The 17863-nt window shown below is 44.2% G+C and carries 15 protein-coding genes; 1 reads left to right on the top strand and 14 read right to left on the bottom strand.

The genetic code is table 11. The annotated features are described in order from the left end of the window. Positions 1-121: 121 nt before the first annotated feature. From ANCC_RS15080 to ANCC_RS15120, 9 genes are all read right to left on the bottom strand, one after another. Positions 122-1276, bottom strand: coding sequence for a mannitol dehydrogenase family protein (locus ANCC_RS15080; protein ID WP_006566360.1), 1155 nt, complete (start codon positions 1274-1276; stop codon positions 122-124). Positions 1277-1367: 91 nt separating this feature from the next. Next, complete coding sequence (hxlB, locus tag ANCC_RS15085; protein ID WP_006566361.1) at positions 1368-1928, bottom strand: 6-phospho-3-hexuloisomerase; 561 nt, start codon at positions 1926-1928, stop codon at positions 1368-1370. 29 nt (positions 1929-1957) lie between these two features. After that, positions 1958-2584: a 3-hexulose-6-phosphate synthase gene (gene hxlA / locus ANCC_RS15090; RefSeq protein ID WP_006566362.1), complete on the bottom strand. Its 627-nt coding sequence runs from the start codon at positions 2582-2584 to the stop codon at positions 1958-1960. A gap of 1 nt (position 2585) precedes the next feature. Then, positions 2586-3740: a mannitol-1-phosphate 5-dehydrogenase gene (locus tag ANCC_RS15095; protein WP_009290929.1), complete on the bottom strand. Its 1155-nt coding sequence runs from the start codon at positions 3738-3740 to the stop codon at positions 2586-2588. A 19-nt stretch (positions 3741-3759) separates the two neighbouring features. Then, on the bottom strand, positions 3760-4203 hold the full coding sequence (locus ANCC_RS15100; RefSeq protein WP_006566364.1) for a PTS mannitol transporter subunit IIA: 444 nt from the start codon (positions 4201-4203) through the stop codon (positions 3760-3762). 11 nt (positions 4204-4214) lie between these two features. Then, entirely contained in the window at positions 4215-6293 is a 2079-nt protein-coding gene (locus ANCC_RS15105) for a BglG family transcription antiterminator (RefSeq protein ID WP_006566365.1), read from the bottom strand. A 63-nt stretch (positions 6294-6356) separates the two neighbouring features. Beyond that, positions 6357-7781 carry a PTS transporter subunit EIIC gene (locus ANCC_RS15110; protein ID WP_006566366.1) on the bottom strand — a complete coding sequence of 475 codons (1425 nt, stop codon included), beginning with the start codon at positions 7779-7781 and terminating at the stop codon, positions 6357-6359. 322 nt (positions 7782-8103) lie between these two features. After that, positions 8104-8886: a DeoR/GlpR family DNA-binding transcription regulator gene (locus tag ANCC_RS15115; protein WP_006566368.1), complete on the bottom strand. Its 783-nt coding sequence runs from the start codon at positions 8884-8886 to the stop codon at positions 8104-8106. Between the two features lie 3 nt (positions 8887-8889). Beyond that, positions 8890-10143, bottom strand: a complete 1254-nt coding sequence (locus tag ANCC_RS15120; protein WP_006566369.1) for a zinc-binding dehydrogenase — start codon at positions 10141-10143, stop codon at positions 8890-8892. A 179-nt stretch (positions 10144-10322) separates the two neighbouring features. Between ANCC_RS15120 and ANCC_RS15125 the strand changes: the two genes are divergently transcribed. Then, positions 10323-11102, top strand: a complete 780-nt coding sequence (locus ANCC_RS15125; protein ID WP_006566370.1) for a class I SAM-dependent methyltransferase — start codon at positions 10323-10325, stop codon at positions 11100-11102. Positions 11103-11162: 60 nt separating this feature from the next. Here the strand turns inward: ANCC_RS15125 and ANCC_RS15130 are convergent, their stop codons facing one another. The 5 genes from ANCC_RS15130 to ANCC_RS15150 form a co-directional block, all read right to left on the bottom strand. Further along, the gene (locus ANCC_RS15130; protein ID WP_006566371.1) at positions 11163-13016 is read right to left on the bottom strand and encodes a PTS mannitol transporter subunit IICBA; all 1854 of its coding nucleotides are present in this window, start codon (positions 13014-13016) and stop codon (positions 11163-11165) included. A gap of 37 nt (positions 13017-13053) precedes the next feature. Further along, positions 13054-13818, bottom strand: coding sequence for a DeoR/GlpR family DNA-binding transcription regulator (locus ANCC_RS15135; RefSeq protein ID WP_006566372.1), 765 nt, complete (start codon positions 13816-13818; stop codon positions 13054-13056). 21 nt (positions 13819-13839) lie between these two features. Then, positions 13840-15093, bottom strand: coding sequence for a zinc-binding dehydrogenase (locus ANCC_RS15140; RefSeq protein ID WP_039946388.1), 1254 nt, complete (start codon positions 15091-15093; stop codon positions 13840-13842). Between the two features lie 194 nt (positions 15094-15287). Then, entirely contained in the window at positions 15288-15968 is a 681-nt protein-coding gene (locus ANCC_RS15145) for a TIGR00266 family protein (protein WP_006566374.1), read from the bottom strand. A 17-nt stretch (positions 15969-15985) separates the two neighbouring features. Further along, positions 15986-17596: a CTP synthase gene (locus tag ANCC_RS15150; RefSeq protein WP_006566375.1), complete on the bottom strand. Its 1611-nt coding sequence runs from the start codon at positions 17594-17596 to the stop codon at positions 15986-15988. Between the last annotated feature and the right edge of the window lie 267 nt (positions 17597-17863).

A 17863-nucleotide genomic window follows, 5' to 3' on the forward strand; every position in this document is an offset into this window, starting at 1 on the left:
TTTTTCCACTGTTGTTAAACATAAAATACAGACTTATTGTAACATAGGATCAGGATAAATAACAAAGAAAGCTGTCTCCCCAATGAAAAGGAACACAGCTTTTTTGCCAAAATTATTCTTCTTATTTTATCAGTCCTCTGTCTTTCAGAGCTTCATATTCTTCCACTACTTTTCTCAGAATAGGGCTGTCTTTTTCAAGTTTCGTATATTTATGCACAGTCTCTTCGATCCCCAATTCTTTGATTTCCTCCTGAAGCTTTACCGCATTTTCATCCTCTGGCTCCGTATATCCAAAGCCGGCTGCCATACCTTTTGCAATCGCTTCATAAGGGAGACCATGTTTAAGGCACCTCTGTGCAGCTCCGGTAAGCCTGTCTCCTCTGGAAAGTTTTCTTATCGGATCAAATGCTACTCTGTAGATGGAATCCGGAATCTCTCCCATCGGCGTCGGAAGATTTTCCAAATGATCCAGCTCCTCTTTTGTAATATCGTATTCTTCCATGATCATATCGAGAATCTCTTTATGCGCCTGATAAATAATGCCGGCAATCTCCTCATCTTTTTCGGCATCCGGTATCGTTTTATAACCTTTCAGATAACCCCAGAAAGCAGTTGACGCATGAGGTCCATTGATTGCAAACACTTTTAAATCCTTCAGAGTTTCTATCTGGTCATTCAGTTCCAGCCATTCAACATCGCTGAAATCATTATATACAGGAGTCTGAATCAGAAGCGAAGCAACCGCCATCGTCACTATCTCAGTGGCATAGTGAGTCTGTGCATCTGTTCCTCTCCGGATAATAGAATCTCTGACTGCTACATTCGTATCAAACCACGCTTTCACATCATCCGGGAGTTTTTCCTTAAAACTTTCTATAATTTCCGGGATCAGATAATTTTTGTTTGTCACACAGATAGCGGTCAGCTTTTTCTCAGGCTGCTTTTTATAAAACTCAGTGAAACACTTAGATAAATAATGTCCTGCTTCCCTAAAATCTTTTGGATAAAGCGGCAGCATAATAACATCCGTATTCAAAAACGCATCCATGCAGGAATAATTTTCATCACAGACATAAGCCTCATACCCTGAGACAGTCCGGTTCTCAATAGAATCTACCCTGTGGACTTCCACGTGATAACTCCCTGTCCTCTTTAGTTCCTCGACCACCCTCGGATCCTTGTCTAAAAAAGCGATTTTCCATCCGGCATTATCGAATGTTTCTCCAAAAAATCCTTTTCCAAGGCGTCCTGCTCCTACAATCATAACCTGTTTCATAGTCTGAAATTCCTCCCTACTGTCATGTCTTCTGGTATTGTGTTATATAAAAGGGGCTCCGGAAAGAGCCCCTTTTATATCATATTTGTTATTACTCCATATTTGCATGTCTTGCAAACAGATCGTCATCTGACTGACTTGTAATCCTCATCAGATCCATAACCATACAGTCATATGTAATCCAGCTTAACTGCTCGAATCCGGAACCGGCAGCCTGAACAGTTCCCGCACCCTCATGATTGTCACACTTCTTCGTAACTCCCGGAAGAGTGATTACCGCATCTGCCATAGATCCGATCGTGTTCTCAGGGAACATTGTAATGGTCGCTACCTTTGCTCCCTGGCTCTTTGCCTTTTTGGCATTAGACACAAGGCTCGCGGTATTTCCGGAACCGGAACCGACGATCAGCAGATCTCCTGCCTGAATCGACGGTGTGGTCGGCTCGCCAACAAAGTATACGGTATACCCAAGATGCATCAGACGATTAGAAAATCCTCTGGCAGCAAATCCGGAACGTCCCGCACCGCTTATAAAGATTCTTTTTGCCTCTGTGATCAGTTTTTCCACTGCCTCGATCTGTTCATTATCTACTTCTTTTGCGTTGTCGGTTAATTCTCCGAGAATCGCCATCATATTTTTACATTCTGTCATAATCTTTCCCTCCAGTCTCAATTTGTGGTTTAAAGCATCGCGTCTTTGATCGCTTTTGCTTCCGCAACCGGATCTTCTGCATGTCCGATCGCAGATCCTACAATAATAATCTCCGGTTTTAAGGCAACATATTTATCGATGGTCTTACTGTTAATACCTCCGGCCACAGCGATCTGAGCCTTCTTTGCATGTTCTGTCATAACCTGAAGATCCTGGATCGGCTCTCTGCCTGCTGCCTGCTGGTCAGCCCCTGTATGAACTGCCAGGATGTCAACTCCGATTTCTTCCATCTTTGCAATTCTAGTCGGAAGATCTTCCACACAGATCATATCCACAACGAGTTTTCTGTCATAGTCTCTTGCCGCTTTTAAAGCGCCTTCAATGGTCAGGTTATCAGAAACACCCAGGATTGTAGCATAAGCAGCACCTGCCTCATAGGCATAGCTTGCTTCCAGATATCCGCCGTCCATGATCTTTAAATCGGCCAGGATCTCTTTGTCCGGGAAGAAACGGTGGAATTCACGCACACCCCTCATTCCTTCGTCCATAACGAAAGGAGTTCCCACTTCGATAATATCGACATGCTCCGCAACCTTGTCAGCGAAACGCAGTGCATCTACAAGGTTCATTTCATCTAAAGCTAACTGTAATTTCATATTATTTTCCTTCCTTTAATTCGTTGTAATCTTTGACGATCTCATCAAACATCCTGGTTCCCGCTTCAATACCTGTAAAATGAGTCACTGCATCTTCAATGCCGTTGTCAGCCACATACTGCATCATCTCAACAGACTGCTCATCCTCTTTGACGTCGAACAGGAATGTCGCTGCAATACCTCTCAGGAGAAGTGTATTTTTGAGTCCCCTCTCCTCACATTGTACAGCCGGTCCTACCAGACGGTCATTCGGTGCAAGCTTTCTGATCGGCGCCCTGGAGATACGTGTGATCGTGTCTTTGATACCAGGAGTACAAAAACGGTTTAATGCAAACGTAATGTAGTCTTCCATTTCCTTCTCGGTAAATCCGTGTTTTGCAACCATCAGAGCCGCAACTTCTCTCATGACTTCTCTTGTCATTTCAATGTTTTCCGGCACCGCGAAGTAATCCTGGATGATCTCATATCCCATCAATTTTCCGATATAACCGGACCATGCGTGTCCGCAGTTGATTGTATAAAGTTTTCTCTCCAGGAACTTCTGAAGATTATCGGTATATTCTGCTCCGGCAATCGGAAGTTTCTCTGGGTCTACCAGCTTATTCACTTCCACTGCCAGCTCGTGATCTTTTCCGATGTCAATTCCGTCTCTGCCGTCTTTGTCGGTACCGAATACCATACGGTCTACTGCCGTATTCGGGAATGCCGCTGCTTTTAGGAAGTCATCCTCAGAAGCAATTTCAGTTTTGACAAGTTCCTTTAAGAGCAGATCTCCGTTGAACAATGCGTTCTCACAAGGAATTACATTGACTCTTTCTTTGCCTGCTTCCAATCTGGCTTTCAGCCCTTTTGCGAGAGTACCTGCAATTTTAGGGAAATTGTCTGCCAGCACTGCCGTAGTGACTACGTCTGCTTCCACGATTGCCTCCACGACTTTGTCTTCTTCTGTGATCGGAGAGAGAGCGGAAACCTTGTCGATTTCTTTTCTCCTGTAATCCTCCTCGATCACGTATAAGTAGTAGTTATGGTATTTGTTCAGTTCCTCGTTGACTTTCTCATTTACGTCCACGAATACGATTTCATATCCTGTATCATGCAGCAAGTCTGCGATGAACCCGCGGCCGATCTTGCCAGCCCCAAAGTGTACTGCTTTCATTTTATTCCCTCCGTCTGTTTTAGCGGACCACATCTTTAAATACATTCAGTATTTCTTCTTTGGTCTTTGCATTTCTAAGTTTTTCTACGTTGTCAAGATCTGAGCATGCCACTGCGATATCTCCTAAAATCTCAATATGCTCATTGTTCTTACCTGCAATTCCAATGATGACATTTGCAGTTTTTCCTTCATAGTCTACGCCCTCAGGAACCTGGATAAAGGAAATTCCTGAAGCCATAATCCTTTCTTCGGATTTTACGATGCCGTGCGGAATCGCAATGTGATTGCCGATGTAGGTAGAGACCACTTCTTCCCTCTTCAGCATATCATCTATATATTCTTCTTTTACGTAACCATTGTCTGCAAGGATCTGTCCCGCAGCCCGGATAGCCTCTTCCTTCGTAGCAAAGGATGCGTTCAATCTGATGTTGTCTTCGTTAAAAATACTCTTCTTATCTGCCATAATGAAACCTCCTAAATTGATTCTCCTATATAATGTCTGAACCTGTGTCCAAAGCATTGCCTGATTTCTTCTTCGTCGCCCTTCTCTATTAACTTCATGACATCCCGGTCTTCGATGATCAATTCAGTAATATATCGCAGAAACATCTGCTGTACTTCTTCCATTTCCGTTGGATAGAAGAAAAATATAATGTTACTGACCGCATCACCCTCCTGAGGATCGACCATTCGTTTCTCTTTTAAATGGTAGACGAAAAGAAGCGGTTTTTTTATTTTCTTTAAATAACACTCAAAGTAACTGATTTCCGTCGTCGGTATGGTAAAACGGCATTCATTTCCATGCCGGATCACATAATTCTTAATCTCCTGTTCACCGATAAAGATTCCGGCTTCCCAGATCGTGTGTTCCAAATTTGAAAATAAGTGGTTTTCATCCTTCAGATTATTAATTTCATACACATGGAATTCAGCCAATAAGTCTACTGCCCACGTAGTTAATTGTTTTAACTGTTTTAAAGATACAATACTGTTGCTGCTTTCTAACTCCGCCGCCTTTCTTTCCTGTTCCTCAATCTTCCTTAAAGTCTGATGCTTATGCCTTCTAATTTTTTCTTTTACAATCTCCAGCTCATTATCGTTCAGGAGCGGAGAAACTTTCAGATACTCCCTGTCTTTTAAATACAGCGGGATGGTTGACAGGATCAAGTCATAATCGTTTAAGTCTTCTTCTCCCAGCCCTACCAAAGATACAATCTTTCTTACATAAATCTCGGGTATCTCCCTCTCCAGACGGCTGGCCAGCATCTTGGAAGATCCCATACCGCTGGAACATACCACCAGCACCCGGAATGTCTTCTTTGTAATGTTGTCCAATGATACCGCAAAATATAATACCAGATACCCTATCTCATCATCCGGAAAATAATCATCCGGAAATACTTTTCTGACCGTATCTTTTATAATGGAAAACAGCTGCGAATAATCTTTTTCAATGTCGCGGATAATTGGATTCGAGATACTCATTCCGCTCCTTGTCCGCACCAGGGCTTTATCGATATGCGTCAGCAGTCCGTCCATAAGCTTTGTATCCTGGCTCAGAGTAATGCCCATACGCCCTTCCACCAGTTCTACAAACTCTTCAATCTTTGGCTTGAGCACAAAATTTTTGACAAACACATTTTCATTGTTCCTTTTTCCGACACTGATATCCATAACCCACAGAAGATATTCTTTTTCTGCCTCGTCCAGGGAAATGGAATATTTCTTTTCCAGCATCCGGATCAATGCGGCGACAACCTTCTTCTGGTTCTTGTCCACTTGTTCCACAGTAAAATCTGTACTGTATTTCCTGTTTCCGATCTTGTGTCTGCGGATCAGCAGTGACACCAGCATGACTAATTCTGCATAGTTCTGGTCAAGTATCTGATAATTTTTTTGGATCAGTTTATGGCTGATATCTCTTAATATTTTTTCACATGTCTGAAACAGGTCCATATAACCATATTCATCCAGCTTCTGCATAAAAGGATGAAACTGCCTGACATTCCCTGCAAGCCAGTGTACGATCACATCCACATCTGTGTTTTTCATGATGATATTGACCATCAGATGATCCCTCGCCACCTGCTCACCGCTCAGGCAGATTCCATCTCCCTTTTTTGAGATTAATTTAATATTGTACTCCGGAAGAATTTTCTCAATCTTTTTCAGATCATTCCTGATTGTCGGGAGGGATGTACCCATATCGATTGCCAATGCTTCTGTCTTCATGAAGTCATCCTGATGAAGCAGTTCTAAGAGAACCAAATACATTCGTTCCTTAGGGTCTACTACCTGGAGTTTTTTATGTTCCCCTAATTCTGTCTGGAGTTTCTGAATAGGTTCAGGCAGACCGACAGCCCAGATTCCTTTTTTACTCACCGTTTCCAACGTAATCTGATACTGCCTTAACACTTCTGTCACCTCAGGGATTTCCCGGTATACGGTCCTCTCTGAGACATTCATCTTGTTGGCAATATCTTTCATGGTTACGAAACCACGGCTGCTTAAGACAATCTGTATGATATCTTTTACACGATTAGACATCAGCATAATTTTGCAGCTCCTTTACTTAGAAGGCGCCATAATTCTTCAATTATGGCGCCGCAGTCTGACTTATTCAGCCATGTCTTTAATCTTCTTGGCAATTGCTGCCTGTTCAGCAGCATCCAGGAAGTTTTCGATCGCAATGACCGGTACTCCCGCAGGAGCCGCACTCTTCGCAGCTTCATATAAGTTTTCGTTTGTAACAATAACATCGATGTCTGCCGGTATCTGATGAATAGATACATGATTTACATCTATGTACATTCCGATCTTATTCAGCTGTGTCTTCAGCATGGAAGCTCCCATGGCACTGGATCCCATTCCTGCATCACATGCAAATGCTACCTTTTTAACCTGGCGTTTTGGAAGCTCTGCATCGTCTGCTACAACAGCTTTCTTTTCTTCTCCAGGAGCGCTGTGACTTTCAACAAACTGGCTCATATCTAGTCCGCCTACTTCTCCGACCTCATCTTCCGGCGTCTTATCGCGTTTAAGGAAGAATGCAACGATAGCGAACGATACGATCGCGGCTATGACATATCCGGCCAGGTTGACGAACAGCTTTCCTTTCGGTGACATAATTGCCAAGGCAATGATTGATCCAGGTGATACTGCTGCAACGGCACCACCGCCCATGATCTGGAACCAGAATAACGCTGCGATGGAACCGCAGATCGGTCCAAGAATAGTAACAGGTTTAATCAAAGCATAAGGGAAAGATACTTCACCGATACCACCGATGATCTGAATGATCGCTGCACCAGGTGCAGATTTCTTTGCCATACCTTTTCCAAAGCACATAAATGCAAGTACAAGTCCTGCCCAGTTACCGCTGTTTGCCTCTACAAGATACAGAATAGATTTTCCTGTCTCTGCAGCCTGTTCAATCGCAAGCGGAGTAAAGATACCGTGATTGATCGCGTTGTTTAAGAACAATACCTGTCCTGGTACAACGAAGATTGGTGTGAATGGAAGGATGCTGTGATCGATCGCAAAGTTAACACCGACTGTTAAGACACTTGTAATACCTGCAAAAAGCGGTGTGATTACAACGAATCCCGCGATCATCATCAGTGCTCCAATGATACCCATGGAGAAGTTGTCTACTAACATTTCCAGACCTGGTTTTACACGTCCTTCTAACAATTTGTCAAACTGCTTGATGATCCATGCACCGAGAGGTCCCATGACCATACCACCGATCATCATGGTTGCTTCTGAACCAATGACAACACCGATTGTTGCAAGTGTACCTGCAACGGCACCACGTCTTCCATATACTGTATGACCTCCGGTGTATCCAAATAACAACGGGATCAAGAACTTAAGTGTCGGGCCTACGAGTTCGTTCATCTTTTCATTTGGGAAATATCCTGTCGGAATAAATAATGCTGTGATAATACCCCATGCAATCAGGGCACCAATGTTAGGCATTACCATTCCTGAAAGGAATCCGCCCATTTTTTGGACTTTAGCTTTGAAACTACTTGCCATAATAATCCTCCTTTTTTCCTTCTCTTTTTGGTATAATTTTTTGCTGCAGTTAATGGTTCATATCTGATAAACGTTTATCTATAATTCCATTATATTGATTGTATTTCCATACGTCCACTATTGCCAGTGGTAAATTTTGCAGAAGATTTTTTGACAAGATTTTCTTACATTTTCCTCCTTTTAATAACCTTATAAACCGCATAAATACGCGGTTTGTCAGTTCTATCCAACGCAAAAAAGGAAGAAAAATTCTCAATAAATTTTCTTCCCTTTTTGCTTGACAATTTTTTAAATTATAACCGGTGGTAAGATAATTTCCAGGTTATTCCTGACCTTTCATCTTACACACCCTGACCTTGATTCCCTGCTTCTCAAGTTCTTTTTTGTCGGCAGTCTGGATTCCCTCATCAGTGATCAGATATTTAAAATCACTGTTCCTCGCAAACCGGCAAAAGGTCTTCCGTCCAATCTTCGTACTGTCGCACAGCATATATGCTTCTGTTGCGGTCCTCATCATCGCACGCTTCATCGCCGCTGTCTCCTCATTGGGCGTGGTCAGCCCTTTGGAAACTGACAAAGCGTTTGGTGACAAGAACAGTTTATCCACGGAAATCCTCTCAAGAAATTCAATCCCCAGGGAACCAAAGGTACATTCAAACTGGTTCCTCACAGTTCCTCCGATCAGTATCACCTGAATAGAAGGCTTTTTCTGCAGTTCAAGAGCGATGTTCAGATCATTGGTCACTACCTTCAGGTCATTAAAGTCTGTCAGAACCTTTGCAAATTCCAGCATGGTAGAACCGCTGTCGATCAGGATAATATCTCCTTCCCTGACGAACTCTTTGGCACCCTGTGCAATGATCCTCTTTTTATCGGGATTTAAGTTCCACCTGGAGGCAAGAAATGCCTCCTTTGTGACTTCTTCTTCCTTTAGCAGTGCGCCCCCGTGGGTCCGAATCAGGTGTCCCTCTTTCTCCAATTCACTTAAATCGGACCTTATGGTGGCGCCGGTCACATGGAATTCTTCCGACAGTTCATGGATGCCAGCCCTCTTATGTACCCTCATATAAGCCAGCAGTTCTTCTTTCCGCTCTCTTGCAAACATAAGTTATACTCCGAAATGATCCAGTAAAATTTCTTCTGCTTCTTTGTTCCACAATCCCTGATTTTTGTCGCATGCATCGGCAAGCTTCGCAAACAGAGGATCGGTCTCACCCAGTTTTCTGAAGTCTTCAATCGCTGTCAGAGGCATATCAAACTGTGTATAGGTAAGTTTCTTTCCCCCCGGTATCTCAGGTAAATGAAGAGTTGTATCAACGATTGCGTCAATGCCTCCCACATGAGTGATCATAACAGCCGGATTGACCTCTTTCTTCGCGATCAAATCGAGCGCTTCCAGAAGGTCTGCCTTAATGCCCCCTGAAGATCCCAGAAGCTTCGTATTTCTGTAATGGCAGTCATACAGGTTCATGTCTGCGGAAAATTCACTGTCAGAAGGGCCTGCGAACAGGTTCATGCAGCCGTCGAATGCAAGGATCTTGTTTCCTGTCTCTGCAATCGCTTTTACCGGAGCGTAAACAAATACGTCATGGTATCCCTCTCCTCCGGTGAGATCCATCAGTTCTTTGACCTCATCATCCATCTTTGCTGTGTTTACATAATGTAATTCCACACCTCTTGCTTTTGCATCTTCCTCAGAGATCACTTCTCTGGCCCGGTTGATTCGGTCGTCGTTGATTTCCGTGACAACAACCGTCTTCGGTTTGTTTTCCATGGCAAGTGCATAACTGATTGCGCCCAGTCCCATCGGTCCGCATCCTCCGAGGATAGCAATGTTCCCTCCCGCTTTTGCGCCGATAAAATGTTCGTGTGTCTCCGGCTTCGTATGATAGTTCGCCATATATCCGCCGATGATACAGTACATAGGCTCTGACACAGATACTTCATAGAAAGCATCCCCGTCATAGTGGAGCAGACAACCCTTCTCAATCACATCATTAGGAACGATGCAGTATGTCACTGCGCCTCCGAAGTGTTCATAGGAATACCCCGGTGCTCCCATCTGATCCGGAATCCCCGGAAGTACTACAAATCTCTCTCCCACTTTATACTCGTCTGCCCACTTTTCTCCGACCTGCTCGATCACACCGGAAAATTCATGGCCGATGATGACCGGACGTTCTGCTATGTCATCCGGTACGCGGATATGTCCGCTTCCCAGCTTGACTTCTTTCCATGTAGACATACAGATGCTGTCACTCATGACTTTCAAAAGCACCTCGTCTTCTTTGATCTCCGGCAGTTCAAACTCTTCCAGCCGAATATCCTTTGCCCCATACATTCTCACACCTTTAGCCTTCATAATTCCCTCCTGGCTTTTTAAAAATTTTTATTATTTTTTAAAAATTTCGTATTTTTTTCATTTCACAAATATCATACCACGGGTTCTCACATTTGGCAACAGGCAATTTATTTGTGCGTACCAGTCTCCATCATGGTATACTCAAAAAAACGATTAAATAAGCAGGGAGATGAATACAGATGGGTATCTATGAATTTAACGGCAAAAAATATGAACAGGCTTCCAGACATCAAAAAGAATGGGGTCAAAAACTTTTTTCGGACCTTCATCTTAACGGCAATGAATCTATTTTAGATCTGGGCTGCGGGGACGGGGTCCTGACGGAACAGTTGTCCATGCTGGTGCCCGAAGGCAGTGTTATTGGAATCGATGCTTCAATCGGAATGATCAATACTGCAAAAAAACATAAAAAAAAGAATCTTCAGTTTCTTAATATGGATATGGCAGACATGAACTTTATGAATCAATTTGATGTCATTTATTCCAACGCCGCACTGCATTGGGTGAAAGATCATTCTCGTCTCTTAAACCAATCCTACTCCGCTCTAAAACCTGGAGGAAAGATCCTATGGAATTTCGCCGGCGAAGGGAACTGCTCGGATTTTTTTGAAATCATCCGTAACATGATTCAAACGGAACCATATAAAAAGTATTTTCAATCTTTTCAATGGCCTTGGTATATGCCTTCAAAATTTGAATATGAAGGATTAATGAACCTCACAGAGTTTAAAAACATCGTGGTCACAGAAGAAAATGCAGACCGGTTTTTCACTGATGCCGAAGAAATGATTGGCTGGATCGACCAGCCCAGCCTTGTCCCTTTTATGCAGTATGTACCCGAAGAATTAAAAGAAGCATTCCGAAACGAGGTTATAGACGCTACACTGAAAAGAGCCATACAGCCGGACGGCACATGCTTTCAGCCATTTCGGAGATTAAAAGTCAGCGCAGTCAAATAAAAAGGAGCTTCTGATAAAACAGTTGTGGGTTATAAACTGTCTTTCAGAAGCTCCTGCTTTTTATTTCAGCATATCCAGTACATCCTGAACATTGCCCGCAGTCTTTAATTTTTCAAGGTTATCCTGGTTATCGATCACCTGAGTGATCTTACCCAGCAGTTCCAGATGTTCATTTCCAATTCCGGCGATTCCGAATACTAACTGTGCTTTTTCATCTCCAAAATCCACACCGTCAGGATACTGTACCAGAACAATACCTGTTTTCTTAACCTTATTTTTGGCATCTCCGGTTCCGTGAGGGATCGCAACTCCCATTCCAAGGTAGGTGCTAACTGTCCGCTCTCTCTCCTGCATAGCCTCAATATAATCTTTTTCTACATAGTCGAGCTCATAGAGTAAATTTCCTGCTGCCTCAATGGCTTCTTCTTTGGAAACACTCTTTTGTCCGAGTTTGATTCCCTCTTTTACCATGACCATCGGGTTTGCCTCATCCTCCGATGGCGACTTCTCTGCTTCCTGTACAGCATCTTTTGCCGGTAAATCTCTTTCTTTCTGAAGCTGCGCCAGTTTGTCATACAAATCGTCGATCGCCTCATCCTGAAGAAAGTTCTTAATTGTTACCAGCTGTGCATTTGGTGCACTCTTTGCCGCACGGTCAGCCAAAACTTCCTGGCATACAACTACATCCGTATCTGCAGGAACCGTATCTACAGAGGAATTGATCACTGTAATGCCAAGTCCGAGAGACTTAATCCTGTTTCTGAACTTTGTTGCCCCCATAGCGCTGGAGCCCATGCCTGCGTCACAGGCAAAGACGATTTTTTTGATCTCTCCTGCTTTCTTTGCAATGCCTTTGCTGGCAGCCTTCATATTCTGAACACTGTCTGAGGCTTCTTCCAAACTCTTTCCATTCGACATCTTGATGATCGGAGCAGCCACGAGGAAAGAAACAACCGCAGCAATCACGACTCCAAGCAATACGGCCAGCGTTGATCCCTTAGGTGCCATCGTCAGGAAAGCAATGATGGATCCCGGTGATGCCGGTCCGGTAAGTCCGATGTTAAATAAAGAGTAATAAAATACTGCACATGCTGAACCTGCAATAGATGCTATGATAACAACAGGATTCATCAGTACATAAGGGAAATATATCTCATGGATTCCTCCGAAAAAGTGGATGATGATCGCACCCGGTGCGGAATCCTTTGTCCTTTTGTCTTTAGAGAATGCCCAGTATGCGGACAGCACTCCGAGTCCTGCTCCAGGGTTTGCCTCGATCATATACATAATGGATTTTCCGGCGGCCTGTACCTGCTCTCCTCCGATCGGAGTGAAAATACCATGATTAATCGCATTGTTTAAGAACAATACTTTTGCCGGTTCCACAAATACGGATACCAGTGGCAGCAGGCTGTGCCCGATCAGGAAATCAACACCGGCTGTAAGCACTGTAAGGATCGCTGTCATAACAGGCCCGATCAGGTAATATCCGATGATTGCTAATATCATTCCGATGATACCGACGGAAAAGTTGTTGACCAGCATTTCAAACCCTGCCGGGATATGTCCGTCCACTGCCTTGTCAAACTTTTTAATGACCCATCCCGCAAACGGACCCATAGCCATGGCTCCCATGAACATAACTTCGTTGCTTCCGCAGATAACACCCAAAATAGCGATAACTGCGATGACTCCGCCCCGTTCTCCGGCCACAAGCTTACCGCCTTGATAACCGATCAGAACCGGAAGGATGTACTTCAGCATCGGATCGACCATTGTTGCAAGTTTTGCGTTCGGGAACCAGCCCTTTTCAATAAACAGTGCTGTAATCAGTCCCCATGCAATGAATGCACCGATGTTCGGCATAACCATTGCACTCAAAAATTTCCCAAATTTTTGTACTGCGTTTTTCATATATCCATCTCCTTCATTTCCGTGCAAATGTTCCCCCTCATTTGCAGATCTTTACTTCAAGTCCCTGTTCTTCGATCGCTGTTTTATCTAATTTGGAAATTCCGGAATCCGTGAGCATTAATTTAAATTCGCTCAGCCTGGCAAACTTACAAAAAGCTCTCTGCCCAATCTTTGAGCTGTCGCAGAGCATATAGATTTCTCCTGCCGCTTTCATCATAGCCCGCTTGAGCTCTTTCATCTCTTCATTGCTCGTAGTCGCCCCCTCAAAGACAGACAGAGCATTCGGAGACAAAAATACTTTATTCACTGCTATACTCTTAAGAAAGTCAGTACCGATGGCTCCCTGAGTCAGTCGAAAATTATTTCTCACTTTTCCCCCGACAATATAGAGTTCAATCCACGGATTTTCCTGCAGTTCCAACGCAATCTGAAGATCGTTGGTGATAACTTTGATGTTTTTCGCATCTTTTAACAGCAGCGCAAGCTCCAGCGTAGTGCTTCCGCTGTCCAAGATAACCGCGTCTCCCTCTTTCACATAAGCTCTGGCGATTCTGGCAATGGCTTTCTTTTCTTCTTCGTGCCCTCTTCTGAGTGATAAGAAGTCTTCTTTCTGTAAAACATCTTCTTTCAGCAATGCACCGCCGTGGGTACGGACGATGGACCCCTCTTCTTCCATCGCCCGCAGGTCAGCCCGCAGGGTCGCCCCGGTAACCTGAAACTCTTCGATGAGCTCTTTCACCTCAGCCCGCTTATGCTTTTTCAAATATAATAGAATCTGTTCTCTTCTTTCCTCTGCAAACATTGGCACCCCTCATATCTTTTCTTATGCCCCGAAATGATCGAATAAGATCTTCTCTGCTTCTGCATTCCACAGGCCGTTGTGTTTGTCACATGCATCGGCAAGCTTAGCATAAAGAGGATCTGTTTCTCCAAGTTTTCTGAAATCATCAATCGCTGTGAGCGGCATGTCAAACTGCATATAAGTAAGTTTCTTTCCTCCCGGGATGTCCGGAAGATTCTTGGTTGTCTCAGCAACAGCGTCGATACCTCCGATATGTGTGATCATAACCGCCGGCTTAATTTCCTTGGATGCCGCCTTGTTGATCGCCTCTTTCATATCTTCAATGGTTCCCCCGGTGCTTCCCAAAATTTTGGTTCTGGAGTAATGGCAGTCATACAGATTCATGTTCGCTGAGAACTTTGAATCTGTCGGTCCTGCAAACAGGTTCATGCATCCGTCGTAAGCGAGCAGCTTATTTCCAAGTTCTGCAACGCCAGTGATCGGAACATATACGAATACGTCATCATATCCATGCCCTTCTGTAATATCCATCAATTCTTTTTCCTGATCTTCCATAGCCGCAGTATTCACATAGTGAAGTTCTACGCCTGCTGCCTTTGCGTCTTCAATAGAGATCACCTGTTTTGCCCGTTCTACACGGTCATCGCTGATGTCTGTAACTACAACACGTTTCGGTTTATTTTCAAAAGCCAACGCATAGCTTACGGCGCCCAGCCCCATAGGTCCGCATCCGCCAAGGATCAGGATATTTCCGCCTTCTTTTGTACCCATCACGTGCTCATAGCTTCCCGGAACCGTGTGGTAATTTGTATGGTAACCGCTGATGACGCAGCACATCGGCTCTGCCACGGAAGCATCAAAGTAGCTGTCTCCTTCAAATGTCCATACACATCCCTTTTCAATGATATCATTTGGGAAAATACAGTAGGTTGCAGCACCGCCGCAGTACTGATAAGAATATCCGGGAGACTCCATCTGTCCCGGGATCGCCGGCTGCTGAGCAAATTTCTGCCCCGGCTTAAACTGATCCTGCCACTTCTTACCAACTTTCACAATATCACCGGCAAATTCATGTCCTACCAAAACCGGATGATCTGCTACGTCATTCGGCACCCTTTTGTGTCCGGCTCCCTGTTTTACTGTCTTCCATGTTGACATACAGATACTGTCACTTACAACTTTTACCAAGATCTCGTCATCTTTGATCTCCGGCAGTTCAAATTCTTCTAATCTGATGTCATCTACTCCGTACAATCTTACACCCTTAACCTGCATAATGCCCTCCTTGAGATTTTCATGTGTTTTCATTTCTTTTTATTATGAAAATATCATAACACTTTTATTTTCATTTAGCAATACAATTTTAATATATTATAAAACTTTTCCATTTCCACACTGCTGCTCCTTTAAACCACAAAAAAACTGCCCTGTAAATTAACCGGGCAGTTTTTGTCTTCTGTATGCTCTGATCAGCTGCCGGAAGGTATCAGCGATGCGATCCTTCCTGCAAAATCATTGAAATTCTGTGTCTGTAATATAATCTTTCCAGGACCGGTGAGCTTTGTGAGAAATAATCCCTCGCCCCCGAAAAAGATATTTTTAACGCCTTTGATCCGCTCAATCTCATAACTGATACCGTCTTCAAAAGCTACTACATTTCCGGTATCAACGAGTATGGTCTCTCCCGGAGCCAGTTCCTTCGTCACCGCATCTCCGTCGACTTCCAGAAATGCCATGCCGTCTCCGGAAAGTCTCTGCAGTATGAAGCCCTCTCCTCCTAAGGCTCCTGCTGACAGCTTTTTGGTAAAAATAGTCTCCAGAGAAACGCTCCTCTGAGCGCACAGAAAAGCCTTTTTCTGACAGATCATTCCTCCGGTTCCCTGAAACTGAAGCGGAAGGATCGTCCCGGGAACAGTTGATGCAAAAGCAATCTTTGCTCCATCTTTTTCAGAAGAGTAAGTTACCATGAAGAGTGACTCTCCGGCAAACTTCCTTCCGATCCCTTTTAAAAATCCACCCTCCATCTTAGACTCCCCTTTGATCGAGGGGTCCATCCATGCCATAGCTCCTGACTGGGTGAACATTGCTTCCCCCTTGTCAAGTTCCACTTCTACTGCTGGTACTGTCTGTCCGATGATTTCATGCTTCATACTGCCGCACCCCTTTCTCAGATCATTCCTCCGTTTTTCAGTGACGCCTCAATAAATCCTCTGAACAGAGGATGTGCCTTGTTTGGTCTTGATTTAAACTCCGGATGTGCCTGTGTTGCCAAAAAGAACGGATGAGACGGAATCTCGATCATCTCTACAATACGCCCGTCCGGTGAGCACCCTGAAAGCATCATACCGTTTTCCTGAAGTACATCCCTGTACTTGTTATTTACCTCGTATCGGTGGCGGTGGCGCTCTGAAATCTCTTTTGTTCCGTAAAGTTCTTCGGCTTTGGAACCGTCTGCCAGTACACAAGGATAAGATCCGAGTCTCAGTGTACCCCCGATGTTGGTCACTCCATCCTGATCTGCCATGATATGAATCATCGGATGTTCCGTATTTTCATTAAACTCTTTACTGTGGGCATCTGCGTAGCCAAGGACGTTTCTCGCAAACTCCACGATGGTAAGCTGCATGCCAAGGCACAGTCCCAGATAAGGAATTTTGTGTTCCCTTGCGTACTGAATGGAGCAGATCATGCCCTCAATACCTCTGTCTCCAAATCCTCCCGGAACAATGATACCCTGGACACCGCCCAGCATCTCGTCCACATTGTAAGAGCTGACACGCTCGGAATCCACCCACCGGATGGTGACATCTGCCGAATTGGCAACACCCGCATGTTCCAGAGATTCTACCACGCTGATATAGGCATCGTGGAGTGATACATACTTTCCGACGAGAGCCACTTCTATTTTATGCTTTGGATGTTTCCAGTTGTCGATCATCTTGCGCCACTCTGAAAGATCCGGTTCCGGACACGGAAGATGAAGGCAGGCACAGGCCTCATGTGCCAGATGTTCATTTTCCATCATCAGAGGTACTTCGTATAAAACTTCTGCATCGAGATTTTGGATGACACGTTCTTTTTCCACGTTGCAGAACTGTGCAATCTTTCTCTTAATGCCGTCATCCAGAGGATAATCTGATCTGCAAACAAGAATATCCGGCTGAATTCCCATGCCCTGAAGATCTTTGACGCTGGCCTGGGTCGGCTTTGTTTTCAGTTCTCCTGAGCTCTTTAAATAAGGGATCAGGGTCACATGGATCAAAATACAGTTCTCATGTCCCACTTCATGCTGAAACTGCCTCAGTGCCTCTAAAAACGGCTGACTCTCAATGTCTCCCACCGTACCGCCGATCTCTATGATGGCTACCTCCTGCTCCGTCGCCTCTTCATTTCTATAAAAACGGCTCTTGATCTCGTTGGTCACATGCGGGATCACCTGTACGGTATTCCCGCCGTAGTCACCGCGCCGTTCCTTCTGTAAAATATTCCAGTAAACCTTTCCTGTCGTCACGTTTGATTTTTTGTTCAGCCCTTCGTCGATGAATCTCTCATAATGTCCCAGATCAAGATCTGTCTCCGCTCCGTCATCTGTCACAAAAACTTCTCCGTGCTGGATTGGATTCATAGTTCCCGGGTCAATATTGATGTATGGATCAAACTTCTGGCTGGTTACGTGATAACCCCTCGCTTTCAGTAATCGTCCCAGAGATGCTGCCGTGATTCCTTTTCCAAGACCTGAAACAACACCGCCGGTGACAAACACGTATTTTACTGGCATGATTTTTCCTCCTAAGTTCTAATAATTACAAAATGTTATAATATCATATTTAAACAAAGTGGACAAGCCCACTTCCTCATTGCTGAAAACAAGTAAAAATTTAAAATATATTTTTACTCAGACATTGATATTATACCACAAAAAGAAAGCACCAGGTACAGTATTCCTCTCCTCTTGATGAAAAATAAATAAGGAATCGTTGTTTTCTTAACTGACTATTGGTTCTAAAGGTCTATCACCGGGGTATGATTGGCGAATGCCAAAGGA

Source organism: Anaerostipes caccae L1-92, from assembly GCF_014467075.1.
GTDB lineage: Bacteria > Bacillota > Clostridia > Lachnospirales > Lachnospiraceae > Anaerostipes > Anaerostipes caccae.